At 71.0% G+C, this 21225-nt stretch carries 17 protein-coding genes and 1 pseudogene; 13 read left to right on the top strand and 5 right to left on the bottom strand.

Going from position 1 to position 21225, the window contains the following annotated elements:
• Positions 1-43 precede the first annotated feature (43 nt).
• Positions 44-1311 (bottom strand): annotated as a pseudogene (locus AQJ27_RS28105) (RICIN domain-containing protein).
• 353 nt (positions 1312-1664) lie between these two features.
• On the opposite strand from AQJ27_RS28105, the gene AQJ27_RS54875 reads away from it, so the two are divergent.
• The 13 genes from AQJ27_RS54875 (at position 1665) to AQJ27_RS28050 (ending at position 17187) form a co-directional block, all read left to right on the top strand.
• Positions 1665-3098, top strand: coding sequence for an eCIS core domain-containing protein (locus AQJ27_RS54875; RefSeq protein WP_167552130.1), 1434 nt, complete (start codon positions 1665-1667; stop codon positions 3096-3098).
• A gap of 204 nt (positions 3099-3302) precedes the next feature.
• On the top strand, positions 3303-4883 hold the full coding sequence (locus AQJ27_RS28095) for a phage tail sheath subtilisin-like domain-containing protein (RefSeq protein WP_067374700.1): 1581 nt from the start codon (positions 3303-3305) through the stop codon (positions 4881-4883).
• 68 nt (positions 4884-4951) lie between these two features.
• Positions 4952-5395 (top strand): phage tail protein, encoded by a 444-nt coding sequence (locus AQJ27_RS28090; RefSeq protein WP_054230236.1) that lies wholly within the window; start codon positions 4952-4954, stop codon positions 5393-5395.
• The gene (locus AQJ27_RS28085) at positions 5395-5871 is read left to right on the top strand and encodes a hypothetical protein (RefSeq protein ID WP_067374698.1); all 477 of its coding nucleotides are present in this window, start codon (positions 5395-5397) and stop codon (positions 5869-5871) included. The genes AQJ27_RS28090 and AQJ27_RS28085 overlap by 1 nt, the downstream gene beginning before the upstream one ends.
• Positions 5868-6026, top strand: coding sequence for a DUF6760 family protein (locus tag AQJ27_RS57425; RefSeq protein ID WP_095856654.1), 159 nt, complete (start codon positions 5868-5870; stop codon positions 6024-6026). Before AQJ27_RS28085 ends, AQJ27_RS57425 begins: the two co-directional genes overlap by 4 nt.
• Before the next feature lie 2958 nt (positions 6027-8984).
• The gene (locus tag AQJ27_RS56505) at positions 8985-9527 is read left to right on the top strand and encodes an extensin (protein WP_159064410.1); all 543 of its coding nucleotides are present in this window, start codon (positions 8985-8987) and stop codon (positions 9525-9527) included.
• Between the two features lie 43 nt (positions 9528-9570).
• On the top strand, positions 9571-9996 hold the full coding sequence (locus tag AQJ27_RS28080; RefSeq protein WP_054235291.1) for a phage tail protein: 426 nt from the start codon (positions 9571-9573) through the stop codon (positions 9994-9996).
• Between the two features lie 15 nt (positions 9997-10011).
• Entirely contained in the window at positions 10012-10740 is a 729-nt protein-coding gene (locus tag AQJ27_RS28075; protein WP_067374696.1) for a CIS tube protein, read from the top strand.
• Positions 10740-12656 carry a VgrG-related protein gene (locus tag AQJ27_RS28070; protein ID WP_067374695.1) on the top strand — a complete coding sequence of 639 codons (1917 nt, stop codon included), beginning with the start codon at positions 10740-10742 and terminating at the stop codon, positions 12654-12656. Before AQJ27_RS28075 ends, AQJ27_RS28070 begins: the two co-directional genes overlap by 1 nt.
• Before the next feature lie 40 nt (positions 12657-12696).
• On the top strand, positions 12697-13137 hold the full coding sequence (locus tag AQJ27_RS28065; protein WP_060901262.1) for a GPW/gp25 family protein: 441 nt from the start codon (positions 12697-12699) through the stop codon (positions 13135-13137).
• A complete protein-coding gene (locus AQJ27_RS28060; RefSeq protein ID WP_067374693.1) occupies positions 13137-15095 on the top strand; it encodes a putative baseplate assembly protein in 1959 nt (652 codons plus the stop codon). Before AQJ27_RS28065 ends, AQJ27_RS28060 begins: the two co-directional genes overlap by 1 nt.
• Positions 15092-15649, top strand: coding sequence for a phage tail protein (locus AQJ27_RS28055; RefSeq protein WP_060901264.1), 558 nt, complete (start codon positions 15092-15094; stop codon positions 15647-15649). Before AQJ27_RS28060 ends, AQJ27_RS28055 begins: the two co-directional genes overlap by 4 nt.
• Complete coding sequence (locus AQJ27_RS28050; protein ID WP_067374691.1) at positions 15646-17187, top strand: NADase-type glycan-binding domain-containing protein; 1542 nt, start codon at positions 15646-15648, stop codon at positions 17185-17187. The genes AQJ27_RS28055 and AQJ27_RS28050 overlap by 4 nt, the downstream gene beginning before the upstream one ends.
• A gap of 507 nt (positions 17188-17694) precedes the next feature.
• Here the strand turns inward: AQJ27_RS28050 and AQJ27_RS28045 are convergent.
• The 4 genes from AQJ27_RS28045 to AQJ27_RS28030 all read right to left on the bottom strand — a co-directional run bounded on the left by AQJ27_RS28045 (position 17695) and on the right by AQJ27_RS28030 (position 21214).
• Positions 17695-18912: an SPFH domain-containing protein gene (locus AQJ27_RS28045; RefSeq protein ID WP_235613871.1), complete on the bottom strand. Its 1218-nt coding sequence runs from the start codon at positions 18910-18912 to the stop codon at positions 17695-17697.
• Positions 18913-18924: 12 nt separating this feature from the next.
• Positions 18925-19176: a hypothetical protein gene (locus AQJ27_RS28040; RefSeq protein WP_067374690.1), complete on the bottom strand. Its 252-nt coding sequence runs from the start codon at positions 19174-19176 to the stop codon at positions 18925-18927.
• 108 nt (positions 19177-19284) lie between these two features.
• Positions 19285-20166, bottom strand: a complete 882-nt coding sequence (locus AQJ27_RS28035) for a hypothetical protein (RefSeq protein ID WP_067374688.1) — start codon at positions 20164-20166, stop codon at positions 19285-19287.
• Between the two features lie 106 nt (positions 20167-20272).
• The gene (locus AQJ27_RS28030; RefSeq protein WP_067375080.1) at positions 20273-21214 is read right to left on the bottom strand and encodes an ROK family protein; all 942 of its coding nucleotides are present in this window, start codon (positions 21212-21214) and stop codon (positions 20273-20275) included.
• Positions 21215-21225 lie beyond the last annotated feature (11 nt).

The raw sequence follows: 21225 nt of genomic DNA, 5'->3' as shown, positions 1-21225 counted from the left end.
ATGACGGCTGCCCAAAGAGCTGCGGGGCACTGCCCTTTGTGGGTCAGGACGGGTGGACGATGTCCCACTCCTGGTCGTCGGTCTTGCTGCAGTAGTAGATCGTGAGCGGGGTGTCGTTGCCTCCGGTGCTGAAGCCGGCGACGTCCAGGCACAGGTGGTTGCTGGAGTAGTTGCGGATCCAGTAGTGGCCGTCGTCCTGCTTGTCGAGCCACCACAACTGGTTGTCGGCGGTCGTGCCGTCGCACTGGAACTCGTACACACCCGTCTGTGCGGGCTTGGCGCCGTAGTCGGGCAGGTCCATGCACATCTGGTCCTTGACGTTGCGGATCTGGAAGAGGTCCGACTTCTCGGGACCGCCGCCCTTCTCGCGCACTTCGAGGTTCCAGAGCTGGTTGTCATGGGTGGTGCCGTCGCAGGTGAACTCCCTGACCGGGCCGTTCACCGAACCCTTGTCGTAGCCCGGGATGTCGGCGCACTTCTTGGTCGTGGGGTTCCTGAGCACGATGTTCGTCGCGGGCAGCGGCCCGGTCGCCGTCTTCTTCGTCGCCTCGGGACTGGCCGACGCTCCGCCGCCGCCCCCTCCACCGCCGCTCTCGGGCGTCTGCTGCGGCTGGGACGGAGCCGCCGGGACGTCCGCTGGCGCGGAACTCGGCGCCTGCGACAGGGACGGGGTGGGTGCCGGGAGCGTGCTGATGCCGGCTTCCTGGAGTTTCTCCGTGGCGGACGTGCGCACGGAGGGCTTGTACGCGATCCACAGCATCACGAACGTGATCGCGAGCGCCATGAACACACCCAGGAACGTGGCAAGCCAACGCGGCAAAAACCCGCGCTGCACATACGTACCCTCCACCGGCTGCGGCCCCGTACCCGAACGCTGAATCGCCAGCGTGTACGGCCGCTGCTCCTTCGACCCGAACCAGATGATCTGCCGCGGCCTCAACGTCGCCTTCACGAACGCCGCACGACCCGGCTCGATCTGCACATTGCCGGGATGAATGTCGTACGACAGATGATCGCCGTTGTCACTGCCACTGATCGACGCCGTCAGCCTCGTATTGCCCACGGATTCGGACCCGCCACCGCGTCAGGAGAACGGGGCGGCGAGAACGTCAACTCCACCGTCCCCGTCGTCCCCGGATACAACCGCAGCGTCTGCGGCTCCACCACCGTCCACGGCGCCACATCACCCACCGGCTCGAACCGGTACTCATCCACCACGTCACCGGTGTTGCGCAAACGCAACCGCACCTTCGTGCTGCCACCGGGATCCACAGTGCTGGAGGCAGGCTCCAGCGAAGTCCAAAGGCTCACCCGTCGACGCTACGGGGACGACCGGCTCCGGTCAGGAGACCAGAGGGCACAAACGCTGCCCGGAAGTCTCCTGTCACGGCACCCGGACGGAGCGCCAGACGTCACACGGACCCACTCGGTGGCCCGTTCGGGCACGGGGTCTGCTCCCGAACAGGTCCCCCATGACCTTGCGGGCCTGGCGGAGGACGCTCGCATCATTCTTCTGGTGAGTTGTGTGACCGTGCTCTCGGCGGACCACACGCGGACGGCCGAGGAGGCAGACGGTGCAGGAACGCCAGACAGACCAGCAGCAGGCCCGAAAAGGTGGGCCTGCCGATCGGGCGGCTGCACGGCGGACGGACGGGGCCGCGGGCGTGGGCCCGGTCCCTGGACCCGCCCTGCTGCCCGGCGGCGGATTCTCCCCCTCGGCCGTGACCGCGCTCCAGCGCACCGCGGGCAACGCGGCGGTCGCCGGACTGCTGGCCCGGGAGGCTCACGAACACGGCCCGGCGTGCGGGCACTCCGCACCGGTGCAGCGGTCGGCGGTCCATGACGTCCTGCGCAGCACGGGAAGCCCGCTCGAGACCGGCGTGCGGACAGAGATGGAGGCCCGTCTCGGCGCCGACTTCTCGGACGTACGTCTGCACACGGACACCGTGGCGCAGCGCTCCGCGGCCGAGATCGGTGCCCATGCGTACACCTCCGGCAGCCATGTGGTCATCGGCCCCGGGGGCGCCGACAAGCACACGCTCGCTCATGAACTCACGCATGTGGTCCAGCAGCGGCAGGGCCCCGTGGCGGGTACCGACCACGGCAACGGGCTGCACATGTCCGACCCCGGGGACAGCTTCGAGCAGGCGGCCGAGGCCAACGCGAAACGCGTGATGTCCGGACCGGTCCCGCTGGAGAACGGGCCGGCCTCCGCCGGTGCGGTCGAGGCGGCTCCGGTGCAGCGCGCCGCACTGCCGATCCAGCGGGCGCGCATGGCCAGCGGGAAGATCGCGTTCACCAACGTGGCCAACAAATACCCGCAGTATTTCGGCAAGGCCCAGCGCGTTCTTCAGCTGCTGTCGGAGCACGAGCTCATCCAGGAGTATCTCCGCGGCCGCCCGTGCGACATCGTCCTGGAGAAGCGGATCGCGGACACTCCGGCCGAGGTCAAGGACAACGGGGACCAGGGCGTAAAGGTCATTCTCGCCGCGTACTACTTCGAGAACTACGACATCGGATACATCGTCGGAATGCTCTCCCACGAGTTCGGCATACATCCTCTCGCGGAGGCAAAGCCTCAACTCCTCGACGAAGAGCAGCATTTGAAGGGGATGCCCTTCCCCGTGCCGGGTCTCGAGGAGCAGCCCAAGTTCATGAACTCGGCCGAGGCCAAGCAGGCCGACCACGTGCTCGGCGCGATCCCCCAGGGCCCCCGCTACGGGGTCTACAAGGCGGTCACCACGGAAATGGCGCAACGTCTCCTGCAGGACGTGACCGACCAGGTGGACGGCGCCAAGCACCAGGACGTGACCGACCTTCTGGACTGCTTCCTGATGGATGTCGCCTCCATCGCGGCGACGAATGACAACCGGCTCCTCGGAGCGCCCGCCAAGAGCGGATCGGAGGCGGTCCGCAATGACATCGCACAGGTCTACAACCGCTACCGGGCCCTGCTGTCGGCCGACTTCCCCGAAGAATCGCCGATCAAGCCGCTCTTCCCTCCGGAGAAAACCCCGGAGGCCGTCAAGCAGGACTTCCTGACGCTCGCCGCGAGAATCGCGAAGGGCGCCGCGTGGGCGTGGAGCATCAGCAACTAGTACGGCAGAGCGCAACCAGTACGGCACAGGTGTGCGCGCCGGTCCTCGGAGACCAGAGCCCCTGCACCCCCGCAATCCCCCTCCCGAATTGCCCCTGGGGGCAACACGGCTGCCCCCGACCCGGCACCGCAGGACGTTTCGGGAGGCGCGCTTCGCGCGTGAGGGTGAGTGACGTCCCATCTCGTACCCCGAGGAGAGCAGAGCATGCCGTCCTACCTGTCGCCGGGCGTCTACGTCGAGGAGGTGGCCAGCGGCTCGCGTCCGATCGAGGGCGTGGGCACCTCGGTGGCGGCCTTCGTCGGTCTCGCCCCGATCGGCCCCCTGCACGAGCCGACACTGGTGACCAACTGGACGCAGTACGTGGCGGCCTTCGGTGAGTTCACCGACGGGTACTACCTCGCGCACTCCGTCTACGGTTTCTTCAACAACGGCGGCAGCGCCGCCTATGTCGTCCGGGTCGGCGGAACGCCCGGCGGCGCCTCGGGCGACTCCGCGGGCCCCGCCGCGGTGACCGGCTCCGGCGCGCAGGCCGCGCTGCCGCCGGGCGAGCCGAAGCAGCTCGGCACGTTCTCGGTGAGCGCCGTCGCGGGCGGCTCGCTGAGCGTCGAGGTCGCCGACCCCGAGGGCGAGGGCCCGGCCGAGCGGTTCAAGCTGATCGTCAAGGACGGCGACAAGGTCGCCGAGACCTTCGACGTGACCGCCAAGAAGGGCGGTCGCAACTACGTGGTCACCCAGGTGAAGGAGCGCTCGAAGCTCATCGCCGTGCAGGAGGCCGCGCCCGCCGCCCAGCTGGCCCGCCCCGACAACCAGACGGTGGCGCTCGCCGCCCCGTCCACCTCCGCACCGGCCGTCCCGGCCACCACGGAGAACGGCCACCCCGGCCCCGCCCAGTACCTCGGCGACTCCGCCGACCGCACCGGCTTCGGCGGCCTGGAGGCCGTGGACGAGGTCTCGATGGTCGCCGTCCCCGACCTGATGGCCGCCTACCAGCGCGGCGCCATCGACCTGGAGGCCGTCAAGGCCGTCCAGCTCGGCCTGATCGCGCACTGCGAGCTGATGGGCGACCGGGTCGCGGTCATCGACCCGCCGCCGGGCCTCAACGCCCGTCAGATCCGGGTGTGGCGCCAGGAGACGGCCGGCTACGACTCCAAGTACGCCGCCCTCTACTACCCCTGGGTCAAGGCCTTCGACCCGGCCAGCGGCCAGTCCCGGCTGATCCCGCCGAGCGGCCACGTCGCCGGAATCTGGGCCCGCAACGACTCCGAGCGCGGTGTGCACAAGGCGCCCGCCAACGAGGTCGTACGAGGAGCGGTGGACCTGGAGCTCCAGATCACCCGCGGCGAGCAGGACCTGCTCAACCCCATCGGCGTCAACTGCATCCGCGCCTTCCCGGGCCGCGGCATCCGCGTCTGGGGTGCTCGCACCATGTCCTCCGACCCGGCCTGGCGCTACCTCAACATCCGCCGGTACTTCAACTACCTGGAGGAGTCGATCCTGATCGGCACCCAGTGGGTGGTGTTCGAGCCGAACGACCACGCCCTGTGGGCCCGGATCCGACGCAATGTCTCCGCCTTCCTGGTCAACGAGTGGCGCAACGGCGCCCTCTTCGGTTCGCGGCCGGAGGAGGCGTACTACGTCAAGTGTGACGAGGAGACCAACCCGCCGGAGTCGGTCGACCTCGGCCGCGTCATCTGCGAGATCGGCATCGCGCCGGTCAAGCCCGCCGAGTTCGTGATCTTCCGGCTGGCCCAGTTCTCCAGCGGCAGCGGCGAGTTGGAGGAGTAGCAGTACCGCCCTCTCGGGCACCAGCTCCACCCCGTACGCCCAAGAAACCCTAGAAGGACAGAGAACAGATGAGTCTCCAGCCGGGTGACGCCCTTACTTCACACAATTTCGGCCTCCAGATCGACGGTGTGATGGTCGAGTACCTCGCGGAGGTCAGCGGCCTCAGCATCGAGCAGGACGTCATCGAGTACCAGCAGGTCTCCTCTCAGGGCATCCCCGTCACGAAGAAGCTGCCGGGCGTGAAGAAGGCCGGCACCTGCACGGTCGTCCGCGGTATGACGCAGTCGGCGGCCTTCAACCAGTGGATCACCGAGTCCGTCGCCGGTCAGATGAGCACCGCCCGCAAGAACGCCACCATCATGGTGATGGACTACATGAACAACCCGGTCAAGCGGTACAACATGCGCAACGCCTGGTGCAGCAAAATCGACACCAGCACCGTGAAGGCCGGCGAGGCGTCCGCGCTCACCGAGACCGTGACGATCACCTTCGAAGAACTGGTCATCGAGTAATGCGCCGTACGGCTCCCAGGGCGGCGGCTGCGGCCGTCGCCGAACCGGAGCCGGAGCAGACCGCTGCTCCGGCTCCGGCCCCGGCCCCGGCTGCAGCCGCGCAACCGCTGCGCACCGAGTTCGAGTTCGAGCTGCCGCGCGGGTACGTGGACGACTCCGGCACCGTGCACCGGCACGGCGTGATGCGGCTCGCCACCGCTCGCGACGAGCTGGTCCCCTTGCGGGACATGCGGGTGCAGGAGAACCCGGCGTACCTGTCGGTCGTGCTGCTCGGCCGGGTCATCACCCGGCTCGGCACGCTCGCGCTGGTGCACGACGGGGTGGTGGAGAACATGTTCGCCTCGGACCTGGCCTTCCTGCAGGACTTCTACCGTCAGGTCAACGCGGAGGGCCACACCCGTGCCGCCGTGACCTGCCCGCACTGCGAGGAGCCGTTCGAGGTCGAACTCGGCGGGAGCCGCCTGGGGGAATCGTGACGTACGCGACCGACCGCATCCAGGAGGAGATCGCGTACATCGCCTATCACTTCCACTGGAGCCTGGAGACCATCCTGGATCTCGAACACCGCGACCGGCGCGGCTACACGGAACAGATCGCGGCACTCGTCAACCGCGGCGCCGGAGAAGGGTGACACGGCGTGGGGCTTTTTGATCGGCTGCGGGGCGGCGGACCCGAGCGGGGATCCGGCAGCGGCTCGGCGGCCGCGTCCGCTTCCGGACCGGCGGGCGCTACGGCTCCGGCCGGCGGTACGGATGCCGGGGTGAGCGATACGTCCACGGCGGGCGGTGCGGGGCGGGGAGCCGGTGCGCGTGTGGTCCGGCCTGCCGCCTGGCCCGCGCTGCCGCCGATCCAGCGGGCCACGGACCGGCCGGGCTCCGTCGCCGACGCCGGGTTCGGGGGTCGGCTGACGACCTGGCAGAACCCCTCCTTCACCGGCACGCTGTCGCACGCCGTCCTCGACGGCGCGCCCGGCGGACTGGTCAAGGGTCTGCTCGCCGCCCCGGTGGGACCTGCCTCCGGGCTCGAACTCCCCTCGCTCTCCCTGCCGGTGGCCTTGCCCGTGGAGTCGGGCGAGGAGACCGGTGCGCTGCCCGTGCAGCGCATGAGTTCCCCGGTGGCGGCCCTCGGCCCGGCGGGCCTGCGAGTGACGCCCGCCGCTCCCCGGGCCGCACGGCCCACCTCGCTGACCAAGGCACCGGCCAGGCCCGCGGTGCAGCGGCGGGCCCTGCCGGCAATGAAGCCGTCCGCACCGTTGCCGTACGTACCGCAGGAGTCCGTTCCGCAGCCGTCCATACCGCAGCAGTCCGAACCTCAGCCGTCGTCGACGCCCGCCGTCACCGTCCCGGCCAGTGGTGACGGCGGCGGAGACGGTGGGAGTGTAGGTGGCGGTGGCATTGGTAGCGGCGTGACGCCGTCCGGCTCTGCCGCTTCGGTGAACGTCTCCCGGCCATCGGGCACTGCTCCCCGGGCTTCGGTTCCCGCCGCCACGCTCCCGGGTTCCGGGACACCGGCTGCCTCCGCCGGCCCGGTCACGCCTCCCGTCTCCCTGTCGCGATCGCGCGACGGTTCTGCCACCCGGTCCGATCTTCCGGTCCAGCGGAGCACGTCGGGCGGTTCCGGACGTACGGGGCTGGGGGCGCCGTCCGTTGGGGACGAGCCGTCGGCCGGGGCATCCGTAACGGCGTCCCCCCTTCCGGCAGCACCGACGGCACCGACCGCTCCGGTGACTCCAGTGACTCCGGGCGGCAGCCCGTCCGCGGGTCCGCCGCGTCGACGCTCGGGGCTGGGCGCGCCCTTGTCCACTCCGCCTTCGAACGCGACGCCGGTCCAACGTCCGGTGCAGCGTGCGACGGGGACCCCAACGGGACGACCGGGCGCACACAGCGGTGCGACGACTCCTCCCGCTCTCTCCACCACGACGTCTCCCAGGACGCCGTCCCCGGAGCCAGGGATGCCACCTTCGGGATCGTCGTCATCAGGTGCGGCACCGTCTCGGCTGGAGATTCCCCAGGCGGGAGCCCCGTCCGGGGACCTGCCTGTTCAGCGTTCGGTCTCTTCCCCGGCTCCGGCTCCGGCAGGTTCCACCGCGTCGGGTACGGCCACGGTGGGCAGCCCTGTCGTACAGCGGGCCGTCGTGGCGGAACCTCGCGCTCAGGAACGTACGAGCGCGGTGGAGGGAACCGCGAAGAGTCCGGCGGGCAGTGGGCTCGTCGTCCCCCGGCAGGACGGTGGCACGGAGCCGGTCGCTCCCACCTCCCCGCCGTCGCCACGTCCCCCCGTGCGCCCGCTCGCTCCCGCACGCGCACTGACCTCGCTACTGCCCTCCACGCCTCCTGCCGCCGCCGTGCAGCGCCGTACCGCTCCCGCGGCCGTACCGCTGCGGCGCGCCACAACAGCCGACAACGGCCGGAGCGTGTCCCGTTCCGGCGGCTCCGGCGGCGGCTCTGCGAGTGGCCCGTCGGCGCGGCGTGCCGACGGGCCCGGGCCGACAGGAGCGGGCGGCCCAACAGGGGGCACGTCCATCGCCCCCGGTAGGGCCGTAGCCGGAACGGCCCCGACCCCGCCCTCGACCGCGGCCCCGGCCCCGGCCGTACAGCGTTCCTCGGCAGTCGGGGCCCGTCCCGGGCCCGGCGGCAGTCTGATACCCCGTCCGACACGCCGATCGACCGAGGCACCGGGAACGGCACCTTCGTCAACCAGCGTGCCCGGGTTGCCCGGTGGCACCGGTGCCGTGGTGCAGCGGGCGGTGTCGCAACCGTCGGTCGGCGGGCCCGTCGCCGGTACCTACGGCGGTCCGGCAGCGCGTGGCCCCGAGACTCCCGGCTCGGGTGCTCCGGTGCTCCGGCGACTTGCCACCGTCCCCCTTGCTCAACCCGGCACCGTTGCGAGCGGCCCGTCGGCGCGACGCAGCCCGGCCTCCGCGGGCCCTACGAAGCCGTCGACACCGAGCTCACCGACGCCAACTGTCCCTGTGGTCCAGCGCGTTGCCACCTCGACTCCCCCGACTTCCTCGACACCGCTGCCCCGTGCGAGTGCGACACCGGCAACACCCACAGTTGCCACGGGACCACTCGCCCCTCGCGCATCTGTGCCGACTCAAGCTCCAGCTCCAGCGCGTCCCGGCATCGCCCGTGCCAATGTCGCCGGGCCCGCCGTGCCCCCTGCGCTCCCTGTGCCCCCTGTGCAGCGCTCGGCCGTTCGGCAGCCGGAGACCTCGACACCCGCATCCCAACCCAAGGTGTCCGCGCAGCAGCACCGCACTCCTCGCTCCGATGCCACGACCCCGCGCCGTCTCGGCCTCGGTGCCCCCGTCGTCCAGCAAGTCGCCTCCGAGCCCGCTCCGTCGCGGCAGGCACCCGACACACCCGCCGTTCAGCACTCGACGGCTCGCCCCACCCCTGCGCACCCGCTGCCCGCCGGAGGCGTTTCCCCCCGTCTCACGCCCCCGGCGACGCCCAGCGCCGCCCCCCTCGTACAGCGTTCCTCCACTCCGAGCGCGCCCATGCCTCGCCCGTCGGACGGACTCCGCCTTCCGACGGACCCGACGGACCAGGCGCGACCAACGCAACCGACGCCACCGATTCAGCGCATGAAGTCGACGGCCCCAGCGCAGCCAACACCCCCAGCGCCCGCGACGACTTCCACGAGTCCCACCCCCAAAGCGGCCGTCCCCCTGACCGCAACCCCGGCCGCCCCACCCGTAGCCCTGCCGGTACAGCGCGCCTCGGCGGTACCTCCCGTACTTCCCGCACCCACCACCACCGTCACCGCACCTGCCACCCCCGCCGTACCCCCAGCCCTCCCCTCGGTCCAGCGAGACGTCAACCCGACGTCTCCTCCCGCGTACTCACCCACCTCGCCTCCGCCGACGCCACCACCGCCGCCGCCTCCGAGCGGCCCCCCGCCCCCGTACTCCGCGACCGAGCCGCCCCGTCGGCCACTGCCCTCGCACGCCGAGCGCGAAGAGGCCCCGCCCACGTACACCGCCGTCGATTTCGATCCCCGGTCCCTGACCCAGGGGCAGATCGACGAGCTGACGCACAAGCTGTCCGGGCCGATCACCCGCTTGCTGCGGACGGAACTCCGCCTCGAACGGGAGCGGATCGGCAAGTTGCGCGATCCCCGTCGCTGACCTCCACCACCCCGTACGACACCTCAAGAAAGGCCGATCCCCGATGGCCACCGATCGAGACCCGGGCTCCACCATCTTCTTCACCCTCACCATCGACGGCGAGAGCCTCGGTTACTTCAACGGGTGTGAAGGACTCTCGTCGCAGGTGGAGATCGAGCAGCGCCAGGAGGGCGGCAACAACGGGTTCGTGTGGCAGCTTCCGTCCCGCGTGACCTTCTCCAACATCCGGCTGACCCGCCCCCTGACACCGGACACCGCGAAGGTCGCGGCCTGGGTGTCCTCCGTGACCACGGGGGTCAAGCGGCCGACGGCGCAGATCGCGGCGTTGCGCGCGGACGGCTCGGAGGTGGCCCGCTGGGGTCTGCTCGACGTGCTCCCGGTCAGTTGGCAGGGGCCCTCCCTGGACCCGGCCAGCCCGGCCGTGGCCACGGAGGTGCTGGAAATCACCCACCACGGGTTCACGGACTAGGGAACGGCGAAGAACATGGCAGGCAAGTCAGGAAAGGGCGGCGCGGGCAAGAGTCTGGTGAGGGCCACGCTGGCCATTCACGAGCCGCCCATCGGCCGCAGCACCACTCCGGGCGGGTTGATCAAGACGTTCAACTTCGACTTCAACCCCTCGACGCTCTCGCTGAGCCGGCGCGCCCGGTGGAAGACCACCCCGACCGCGGCCGTGCGGGACGGCTCTCTCCCGGAGTTCATGGGGCCCGAGCCCCGCGAGATGACCGTCGAGATCTTCCTCGATTCGTCCGACGACCCGACCAGCAATTCGGTGCTGAAGAAGGTCGAGGCACTGTTCTCCTGCTGCGAGGTGACGACGAAGAGCATCGCGGCGAAGCAGCCGTCCACGCCGTGGGTGGTGTTCCAGTGGGGGTCGTTCTCGACCGCGCGGTTCACGGCGTACGTCAGCTCGGTGGACGCCAGTTACTCCCTGTTCGGCACGACGGGCGTGCCGATCCGCGCCACCTGTCAGGTGCATCTGCACGAGATCCCCAGCAAGACCAAGGGGCAGAACCCGACGTCGGGCGCGCTCACCGCGCAGCGTGTGCACCGGGTCGTCGCGGGCGACTCGCTGCAGTCGCTGGCGTGGCGGGAGTACGGGGACGCGGCGGCCTGGCGGGCGATCGCCGAGGCCAACGGCATCGACGACCCGAACCGGCTGTCGAACGGCACCGAGCTCGTGCTGCCCGCCGCCGAAGAGGTGGGTTTCTGATGGTCCAGCCCTCGTACTCCAACGTCGTCCACGTGACCGTGGACGGCAGTCCGGTCCCGGAGAAGATCGCCTCCGACCTCGTCGGCTGCTGGGTCGACCTCGGGGCGGGCGTGCCGGCCGCGTTCCGGCTGACCTTCCGCGACCCGGACCGGCTGGTGCTCGGCGAACTCGGCATCCAGTGCGGCACCCTGGTGACGCTCGCGCCGGTCGCGGACGGCCAGGGCGCGGCCTCCCCGCTGCTGACCGGCGAGGTGACCGGCATGGAGACCGACTACGACGGCACCGGCACCTTCACCGTCATCCGCGGCTACGACATGGGCCACCGTCTGATGCGCCAGCGCAGGGTGGCCGCGTACCGCAATCAGACGGCCGCGGACATCGCGAAGAAGCTGGCCACGATGAACGGCATTCCGATCGGCAAGGGGAAGGGCGGCATCAGGCCCACCACGACGGTCTACGAGTTCATCAGTCAGGCCAATGTGACCGACTGGGACTTCCTCGCCCGGCTCGCCGACGAGAACGACGTGGTCATGTCGCTGGACTCCGAGGGGAAGTTCCAGTTCGCCAAGTCCGACCCGGCCTCCACCGCGCCGCCGACCAGCACCCCGGGCGACAAGAGCCCCTTCGTACTGCAGGGCGGCGTGGACGTGCTGCGCTGCCGGGCCGCGGTGACCTCCGCCGACCAGGTCGCCAAGACCGAGGCGCGCGGCTGGAACGTCACGACGAAGAAGAAGCTCACCGCCATGTCGCCCGCCACGTCCAACGACGGCTTCGCGATCGGCACCACCCCGCAGAAGACGGCGAAGAAGTTCAAGACCGCCAAGCTGGTGGAGACCGACACACCCTACGACCGCCTGGCCGAGGTGAAGGTCGCCGCCAAGGCCCTCGCCGACGACGTGACCTCCTCCTTCGCCGAGCTGGAGGTCATGGTGTTCGGCAACCCCAAGCTGCGGCCCGGCGTTCCGGTCACGCTGACCGACGTGGGCAAGCCGTTCGAGGGCAAGTACACGGTGACGTCCGTGCGGCACGTCTTCGGCTACGACGAGCACTACCAGACCTGGATCACTGTCAGCGGCCGGCAGTGGCGCTCCCTGTACGGGCTGACGTCCGGCGGGGGCACGGCCACCGCGCCGAAGCTGCCGAGCGTGGCCAACGCCCTGGTGACGAATGTGCAGGACCCGCTGAAGCAGGGCCGGGTCAAGCTCCAGTTCCCCTGGCTGGACGACGCGTACGAGAGCGACTGGACGCGGACCGTGCAGCTCGGCGGGAAGGGTGGCGGCGGGGTGTTCCCGTTCGACGTCGACGACGAGGTGCTGGTGGCCTTCGACCGCGGCGCCCTGGACCATCCGTTCGTCATCGGCGGCCTCTACAACGGCAAGGACAAACCGACCGTGGTCAGTGACGTACCACTGCACGACGGGCTGAAGAAGCAGGCGATCCGGCACACCCTGTCCGACCGGAAGGGCAACCGGGTGGACCTGCTCAGCCAGCAGACCGGTGCCCGCAAGCAGGGGGTGCGGATCGCCTCCGGCAACGACAAGCTGATCATCAATCTCGATCGCACGAAGACCGAGATCACCGTGGACAGCAAGGGGTCCGTCACCATCAAGGGCACCCGGTCGGTCTCGGTCGAGGCCGGCACCGACCTCACCCTGAGCGCGCGCCGGAGACTGACCATCAAGAGCGGCGGCCCGCTCGACATCGAGGGCCGCGGGCTGGTCAACCTCAAGTCGCTCGGCGGTGCGGTCACCGTCGACGCGATGGGAGCGCTCAGCCTCAAGGCGGTGGGCGCCGCGACGCTCACCGCCGGCGGCAGCGTACAGGTCAACTCCATCGCGAATGTGGGTATTCGGGCCATCACGCTCGCCTTGCAGGGTGTGGTGCTGGTCAACAACAAGCCGTATCCGCTGCCGTGACGGCCGGGACGTTCTTCAGGAGTAGGCGGGTGGCCCTCTGATGGCCGAGCAGTTCGTTGGATCCGGCTGGGCGTTCCCCATGCGCATCGGTCCCACCGGTGGCATCGCCATGGTCAGCGGGGAGCGGGAGATCGAGGAGGCCATCCGGCTGGTGCTGGCCACCGCGCCGGGCGAGCGGCCGATGCGGCCCGAGTTCGGCTGCGCCATCCACGACCTGGTGTTCGCGCCGGTCAACGAGGCGACGGCGGGCCGGATCCAGCACGAGGTGTACACCACCCTGGACCGCTGGGAGCCACGGATCGAGGTCAACGACGTCGAGGTGACGGCGGGTCCCGACCAGGGCGTGCTCTTCATCGACGTGCGCTATTCGATCCGCGGCACCAACAACCCGCGCAGCCTGGTCTTTCCGTTCTACGTCATCCCCTCCCACGAGGAGCCTGACGCCTCCGGCGCGGGCAACTCCCTTGAAAGCGACCGCTGATGGCACTGCCCTCCCCGAACCTCGACGACCGCCGCTTCCAGCAGTTCGTCGACGACGCCAAGCGCTACATCCAGCAGCGCGCCCCCGAATGGACCGACCACAACGTGTCGGACCCCGGCGTCACCCTCGTGGAAACGGTCGCCCACATGGCCGACCAGATCGTCTACCGGCTCAACCGCGTCCCCGAGAAGAACCACCTGGCGTTCCTCGACCTCGTCGGCATCACGCTGTTCCCGCCCTCGGCCGCCCGTACGGACCTCACGTTCTGGCTGTCGGCGCCGCACGAGGAGCCGATCGTGCTGCCCGTGGGAACCGAGGCCGCCACCGTGCGCACCGAGAACGAGGAGGCGGTCGTCTTCGCGACCGAGCGCGAACTGACCGTGGTGCCCTGCTCGTTGCGTCGTCTCGTCGTGCAACAGAACGGTGGTGCGGTCACCGACCGGAGCGCCGATCTCGCCGAGGGCAAGGACGTGCTGTGTTTCGCGGAGTCGCCGAGCCCCGGTGACTGCATGCTCCTCGGCCTCACCGCCGCCGTACCGCACTGCGCGCTGGGCCTGGAGCTCGACAGCCGGGTCGACGGTGTCGGTGTCGATCCGCGGCAGCCGCCGCTGGTCTGGGAGGCGTGGACCGAGGACGGCTGGGCGGCCTGCGAGGTGGACCGGGACGGCACCGGTGGTCTGAACCGGCCCGGTGAGGTGGTCCTGCACGTCCCGGGCGGCCACACGCTGTCGCGCACCGGCGGGCAGGAGGCGGGCTGGCTGCGCTGCCGGGTCACCGAACCGCTGTCCGACCAGCCCTTCTACACCACGTCTCCGACCATCCGGTCCGTCGACGCGTTCACCCTCGGCGGGACCACCTCGGCCATCCACGCGGAGACCGTCCAGGACGAGGCGCTCGGCGAGTCCACCGGTCTGCCCGGGCAGCGGCTGCGGCTCGTCCACTTCCCCGTCGTGGGCGACACCCCGCCGGTGCTGCTGCAGACCGCCGAGCGCGACGGCTGGGTCGACTGGGACGTCGTCCCGCACTTCGCCGCGTCCGGTCCCGCCGACCGGCACATCACCCTGGACGCGGCGACCGGCGAGATCGCCTTCGGGCCCGCCGTCCGCGAACCCGACGGCACGATGCGCCAGTACGGGACGGCGGCGCCCAAGGGAGCCGTGATCCGCGCCCGCCGCTACCGCACCGGTGGCGGCCGGGCCGGGAACGTCGCCCGGGGTGCCGTCCAGGTGCTGCGCAGCTCGGTGCCGTACGTGGCCGACGTCGTCAACCGGGAGGCCGCCCGGGGCGGCGTCGAGGGCGAGACGGTCGAGGAGGCGAAGACCCGCGCCCCGATCACGCTGCGCGCCCAGGAGCGGGCCGTGACCCTGCGCGACTACGAGGAACTGGCCCGGCGCGCGGCCCCCGAGACGGCCCGGATCACCTGCCTGGAGGGCGAGGAGGGCGAGCACGGCGCCTACGCGGTCCGTGTCCTGGTCGTCCCGCAGGCCGTGCCCGACCCCGGCGGACGGCTGCGTTTCGAGCAACTCGTCCCCGGCGACGCCCTGTTGCAGCGCATCACCCGCCACCTCGACGAGCGCCGGCTGATCGGCACCCGGCTCGCGGTCGGGCCGCCCTTCTACCAGGGCGTCACCGTCGTCGCCACCGTGCACGCCTTCCGCGGGGTCGACACCGACCGGGTGCGCCGCCAGACCCACGACGCGCTCTACCGCCATCTGGACCCGCTCACCGGCGGCGCGGACGGCACCGGCTGGCCGTTCGGCCGGCCCGTGCAGGCGGGCGAGGTCTTCGCGGTGCTGCAACGTGTGCCCGGCGTCGAACTCGTCGACGCGGTGCAGCTCCACCCCGCCGACCCGCTGACCGGCAAGCGCGGCGACCCGACCGACCGGATCGACCTGGAGGCCCCTTCGCTGGTGTTCTCCTTCGACCACCGGGTCCGCGTCATCGGAGACGGCTCATGAGGGGCTCCATCGACGGCCTGGAGTCCTCGGCGCCGATCGGCGGCATGCTCCCCGCGGTCTTCGCCGACGACGACCTGGCGCTGCGCTTCGTCGCGGGCCTTGACGAGGTGGTCGCGCCGATCCTGCTGGCCCTCGACTGTCTGCACACCTACTTCGACCCGGCGCTCGCACCGGCCGACTTCGCCCGCTGGCTGGGCACCTGGGTCGGCGCCGAGGTCGACGGCACGGAACCGGACGCGCGGCTGCGCGCGGCCGTCGCCGCCGCCGCGTACCTGCATCGCGTACGAGGCACCCGCCGCGGCCTGTCCGAAGCGGTACGCCTCGCCTTCGGTGTCGAGCCGGAGATCACCGAGAGCGGCGCCGCCGCCTGGGACCCGCGTCCGCTCGGCCCGGTCCCCGGCGACCGCCGCCCCCGGCTGCACGTCACGCTCCGGCTGCCCGAGCCGACCCCGGCGGACGAGTACCGGCTGGAGAACCTCGTGGCGGCCGCCCGTCCCGCCCACATGCCCTACACGGTCCAGGTGACCGCCGCCGAAAGGATCCCCGAGAAATGACCACCCAGACCCCAGGCACCGGCCCCGGGCGCGCCCCGGCCTGCGCCGAGTGCGGCACCCGTGCGGAGCCCGGCCAGTCCTTCTGCGACGCCTGCGGCGCGGTGCTCGACTGGGCCGGGGACCCGGCTCCGGCGGGGGTCGCGGCCCGGACCCGTCGTCCCGCGGCTGCCGCCGACGAGGCGGCGCCGACGGCCGGCGACCAAGGCTCCCTGACGGCGGGATCCGCCGGGTCGGCCGAGGGCGAGCCGGGCTGGGACGCGTTCGCACGACCGGGCGCCGGTACGGGAACGGCTCGTACGGCGCACGACACGGCGGCCGGAGCCGGCGGGCGGCCGACGGCGGACGCGATCGCGGACGCGGACGCGGACACCGTGAGCGCCGACAGGACGGGCACCGCGCGAGCCGCACGCGACCCGCACGAGGACGACGGCGTCGGCAGCGCACCGGACGCGTCGACCCCCAGTACGCCGGAATCCGGTGCGCCGGTATCCGGTGACGCGGCGGGTCCGGGCCCGATGAGCGACGACACCGCGCGTCCCCACCCGGCCCCCGTCGCCGCCCACGGTTCCGTACCGGCCGCTCCCGCGCGGCCGGACGAGACCGCGGCCACCGAGCCCCTGCCCTCGGCCGCCCCCGACCGGGACTCCGCGGCCGAGCGGGCCAGGTCACTGCTGGTGCCGGTGGCGGACCCGGAACCGCGGGTCGCGCCGTCGGTGGCACCCGTACTGCCCGGCCGCCCCGCGGCGAGCCGCCCACAGGTCCGTACCCCGGTCGCGGAGCCCGGTGCGGACGGGGGTGTGCCCTGTCCCTGGTGCGCCACTCCCAACCGGCCGGACCGGCACTTCTGCGGGCGTTGCGCGCTGTCCATGGCCGGGGAACGGCAGGCGCCGGGCCGGCTGCCCTGGTGGCGTCGGGTGCTCAACTCCCGTAACGGAGAGGTGCCGTGGGCCGGGGAACGACCCCGACTGCGGCGGGGCTTCGGACGCGTCATGAACTGGGTGGTCGGCGCGGTGGTGCTCGGCCTGCTGGTGTTCGCCGTGACGAACACCGGTGCTGCCGTGCAGGCGGTGAAGGACCACTTCGCCAAGCGGGTCCCGGTCGGCCCGGACCACGTGAAGGCGTCGCGTTCCTTCCCCGGCCACGGCGCGGGGCTCGCCTTCGACAAGCTCAACAACACCTGGTGGGGACCGGGCGTCGCGCAGTCCGGGGACGGCGAGTGGCTGGAGGCCCGGTTCGAACAGCCCACCCGGCTACTGGACGTGATCATCACCTCGGGCACCTCCACCCACGCGGACCAGCTCACGAAGTCGGCGCTTCCGCACCGTATCGAGGCCCGGATCACCACGGCCAACGGCAAGACGAGCACCCGCTTCCTCACCCTCGACCAGGTTGCGGGCGCTCAACAGCGCAAGTTCCGCGTGGGTGATGTCACGGCGGTCCGTTTCATCATCCGCTCGGCCTACGGCGCCGCCGGGGACAAGCAGGTCTCCATAGCCGAGATCGAGTTGTTCGGTCCGTCGAGCGCCAACGACTCGTAGGGACACCGAACGGTTCGTGGGGAAGGTGCCATTCCTTGGTCGGGTGGTTCCGGTTCTGGCCGAACTGGGAGGATGAGTCCCGCGGCACCGCCGCGGCCTTACCGTAGAGGGAAGGCACCAGACCCGAGGAGAAGCGCCACCTGTGCACGACGCACCGATCTACGCCCAACTGATCTCCGAGCGAGGGGACATACCTCTGCAGGTCCGCAACGAGGCCCGCAGGATCCAGCGCGAACTCGAATGGATCCTCAACAGGGATCCCTCGTCGGGCGGTCTCCTCCCGAGACCACCCGGCGCTCCGGTCCCCGGTCCTCGCGCGCTGCCCCCGTCTCTTCCTCCCGGGAACAGCTCCACCGGATGGCTTTCCTGACGGGACGTCAATACCGGTGTACCGCTCGGGTGGGAGCGTGCCGCCGTCCCCAGGGAACGGCGGCCGCTTCACTCCGTCACTCGTCCATCACCGCACCGACCCGGGCGCTCGCGCCGTTTCGGTAGGGGAACTTCGGGTCAGGTCGTCGAGGACGGACCGCCCTCCGGCTCGTTCCCGTCCCTGTCCTGCTGTTCCGGGGTCCGCCGGTAGCTCTGGAGCTCCAGCAGTCCTTCCGTCTTCTCCGAACGTCCCCCGGACTTCTGGTCGCCCGCGTTCTGGCCGTTCAGGTTCTGGCGGACCGAGTCCAGGATCGTCAGCCCCTGGGCGACCAGCCCGGCGGCGATCTCACCCAGGCCGTCCGCGCCGTTCAGGACGTTGACGTTGGCGCCGGCGAGACCGCCCGCGGCCTCCTTCACGATCAGCGGAAGCTGGTCGATCAGCATCCGGTCGAGCGCCACGCGGTCGTGCGAGGCGGCCGCTTCGGCCTGGATCTTCATGCGTTCCGCATCAGCGATGGCGAGCACCTTGATCCGCTCCGCCTCGGCCTCGGCGGGCTTGACGATCTCGGCGACGAGCTGCTGCTGACGCAACTGGGCCGCCCGCTGGGCCAGTTCGGTCTGCGCGGCGAGCACCTCCTGCTGGGCGTGCGCCTGCGCCAGCGGTCCGGCCTGGGCGGCCTGCGCCTGGGCGCGGTCCACCTCGGCCGAGTACTCCGCCTTGACGACCGCGGTCTGCCGGGCGTACTCGGCCTGGTTGCGCGCGGCCACCTGCTCCGCCTCGACCGAGGCCTGGGTCGCCTGGGCCTGCGCGATCTGGGCCTGCCGCTGGATGGCGGCCTTGTGCGGTGCGGACATGGCCTCGATGTAACCGACGTCGCCGTCGTCGATCGACTGGATCTGCAACGAGTCCACGATCAGGCCGATCTTCGCCATCTCGACCTTCGAGGTGTCCAGGACCTCCGCGGCGAGCTTCTGCCGCTCGGTGACGATCTCCTCGACGGTCATCGAGCCGATGATGGCGCGCAGATGACCGGCGAAGATCCGGCCGGTCAGCACCGACATCTGGTCCTGGTCGGAGAGGAAGCGCTGACCGGCGTTGATGATGCTCTCGTGGTCGTTGCCGACCTTGAACGCGATCACGGCGCGGACGTGCAACGCGATGCCCTGCCGGGTCACACAGGTCTCGGTGACCTCGGCCTCGCACATCGACAAGGTGAGGAAGCGGGTCTTGCGAAAGACGGGGAGCACGAACTTTCCGTGCCCCGTCACCACTCGGAACGGCGCGCCCCCCAGTCCCCGCCTGCCTCCCGAGATCAACATCGCCTCGTCGGGAGCGGGAACGCGGTAACCGAACATCCTGTTTTCTCCTTAACCGGCGTCGACGGAGTCGCCGTCCAACGCGTCCAGCGGATCGACCCAGCGGATGACGTCGACTTCACGGCATCCTCGGGATTCGACCACGAGCACAGTAGCCCCCACGGGCAGGGGCTCCTGCGACCAGGCGAGGAAGGTCTCGGATCCGCCTCTGACCCGCACGAGGATCTCGCCGGGACCGGCGGTTCCCCGTGTGCCGATGAGCAGCTCCCCGGTACAGCCGATCACGGCCTCGTCCTGCACCACTGTCGGCCGCCTCCCCGTTTCTCTGGTTCTGCTTCCGACCTTAGACCTCCCCCACCTCGAACGCCTATGCTCCCGTCGCTGCCCGTGTCACTCCCCGCGTGCGGACGCTCAGCTCTTGGTGAACCGGTAGGTCTTGCTGTCGGTCAGGACGCAGAATCCGGGCGACACGACGATCACGCGCAGCGTGCCGGTGCGCCGGTCGTAGTCGATGCCCTCGGCCTCGAAGGTGCCCGAGCAGGAGCTGCGCAGCGGGAGCTGACGCAGGGCGGTGACATGGCCCGTCACGTCGCCGCTGCCACTGGGGGCGGCGGACAGGTCGATCTGCAGCAGCGGCTTGGTGATGCCGAAGAGGGTGCCCGCCGGGTCGTCGGAGGAGCACAGCAGCTGGGTCGCGGTGACGAAGTCGCAGCCCTGTACGTCACGGACGGCGTGGTCGAGGTTGATGGTGGAGGCCTGCGGGAGGTTGGCCGAGGGGGAGGTGCTCGGGTTCACGCCGGGGGTCGGGAACACCAGCAGCCGGGTCATCGTGCCCCACTCCCCCGACACCATCCACTGGCCGTCCGGGGAGATGGTGTCGAAGGAGTTGTTCAGCGCCTCGCCGGGGCTCAGCGCGTGGACGTACTCCGACCAGGCACCGCCGGGCGCCTGCACCCGGAACATCTTGGCGCTGCCGGAGTCGGCCTGGTACGGCTCCACGTAGTAGCCGTTGTAGGAGGCGTCCGGGTCTCCGACATGGTTCCAGCCGCGAACGCTGACACCGACCGGGATGGTGCCGATGCCGGTGTAGTGGTTGGGGCTGCCGGCCGGGACCTCGACCGAGGTCAGGCCCTGGCTCTCGGTCAGCGGGTCGGCGCGGTCGGAGCCCACCTCGGTCCAGGTGTCGGCGGCCGAGGCGGGCGTGGTGACGGAGACGGACAGCACGGCGGCCGTGGCGAGGGTGACGAGTCCGGCCAGGACCGTGTGACAACGTTGCCGGGCGGGCTTGCGCATGAGGTGCTCCTCGGTGGGGGGTGCGGTTTCGGCGCACAGTCTGACCCGTCAACTGCGGTCATGTACAGGCCAATGAAGGAGCGTTGGCCGTCAACTCACCCACCCGTCAACGGCAGTTACCCACCCCACCCCCATACACCCTTGTCACCGCCCCGAGTTCCGTCCGCGCCCGGGACGCCGCACCGATCGCCACCGCACGGCTCCCCAACCGGGCCCGTACGACCCGGATCGGCTGTCCGCTGACCGGTGGCTCGGCGGCGAGCGCGGCGGCGATCGACGGTTCGAGGAGGTCCCAGGCCCGGCTGACCCCGCCGCCGATCACGCACGTGGTGAGATCCACCAGGCCCGCCGTGATCAGGATCGCGCGGGCGACGCCGGCCCCCGCGGCCTCGTAGACGGCGAGTGCGTCGAGGTCGCCGTCGACCGCCACCTCGGCGATGCCGCGGGCGGTCAGGGAGCGCCCCGTCCGCTCGCCGTAGCGGGCCGCAAGGGAGCGGCCCGAGGCGAGCGTCTCCAGGTGGCCACGGCCGCCGCAGGTGCACGGCAGGTCGCCGAAACCGGGGAGATGGCCGATCTCTCCCGCCGCCCCGTGCGCCCCCTCGAACAGCGCGCCGTCCAGCCACAACGCGCCCCCGACCCCGGTGCCGAGCGTCATCCCGAGTGCGGCGGGCTCTCCCGCGACGGCTCCCTTCGCGACCTCGCCGCGCAGGAAGGCGTTGACGTCGTTGTCGAGGAAGGCCGGTACGCCGAGCGCGTCCTCGACCGTCGCCGTCACCGGGAACCCGGCCCAGGAGCGGAAGGAGTCGCTCGCCACGAGGATGCGGCCGGCCCGGCTGTCGACGACACCTGCCGCGCCGACGCCGACGCCGAGCAGCCGCGAGGGCACGCGTTCGCGGAGCAGGTCCAGGGCGGCAAGCGCGGCGCGGACCATGGCCCGTCCACCCTCGGCCGCCGGTGTCGGCACCTCCACGGAGTCGACGACGGTGAGGTCGGCCGCACAGAGCACGACCTGGGTGGTCGTACCGCCGATGTCGAGCCCCGCGTACACCTCGGGCGTCG

It is taken from the genome of Streptomyces olivochromogenes, assembly GCF_001514115.1.
GTDB lineage: Bacteria > Actinomycetota > Actinomycetes > Streptomycetales > Streptomycetaceae > Streptomyces > Streptomyces olivochromogenes.
The sequence above is the reverse complement of the archived record's forward strand: the minus strand, read 5'-3'. Positions and strand labels throughout refer to the sequence as shown.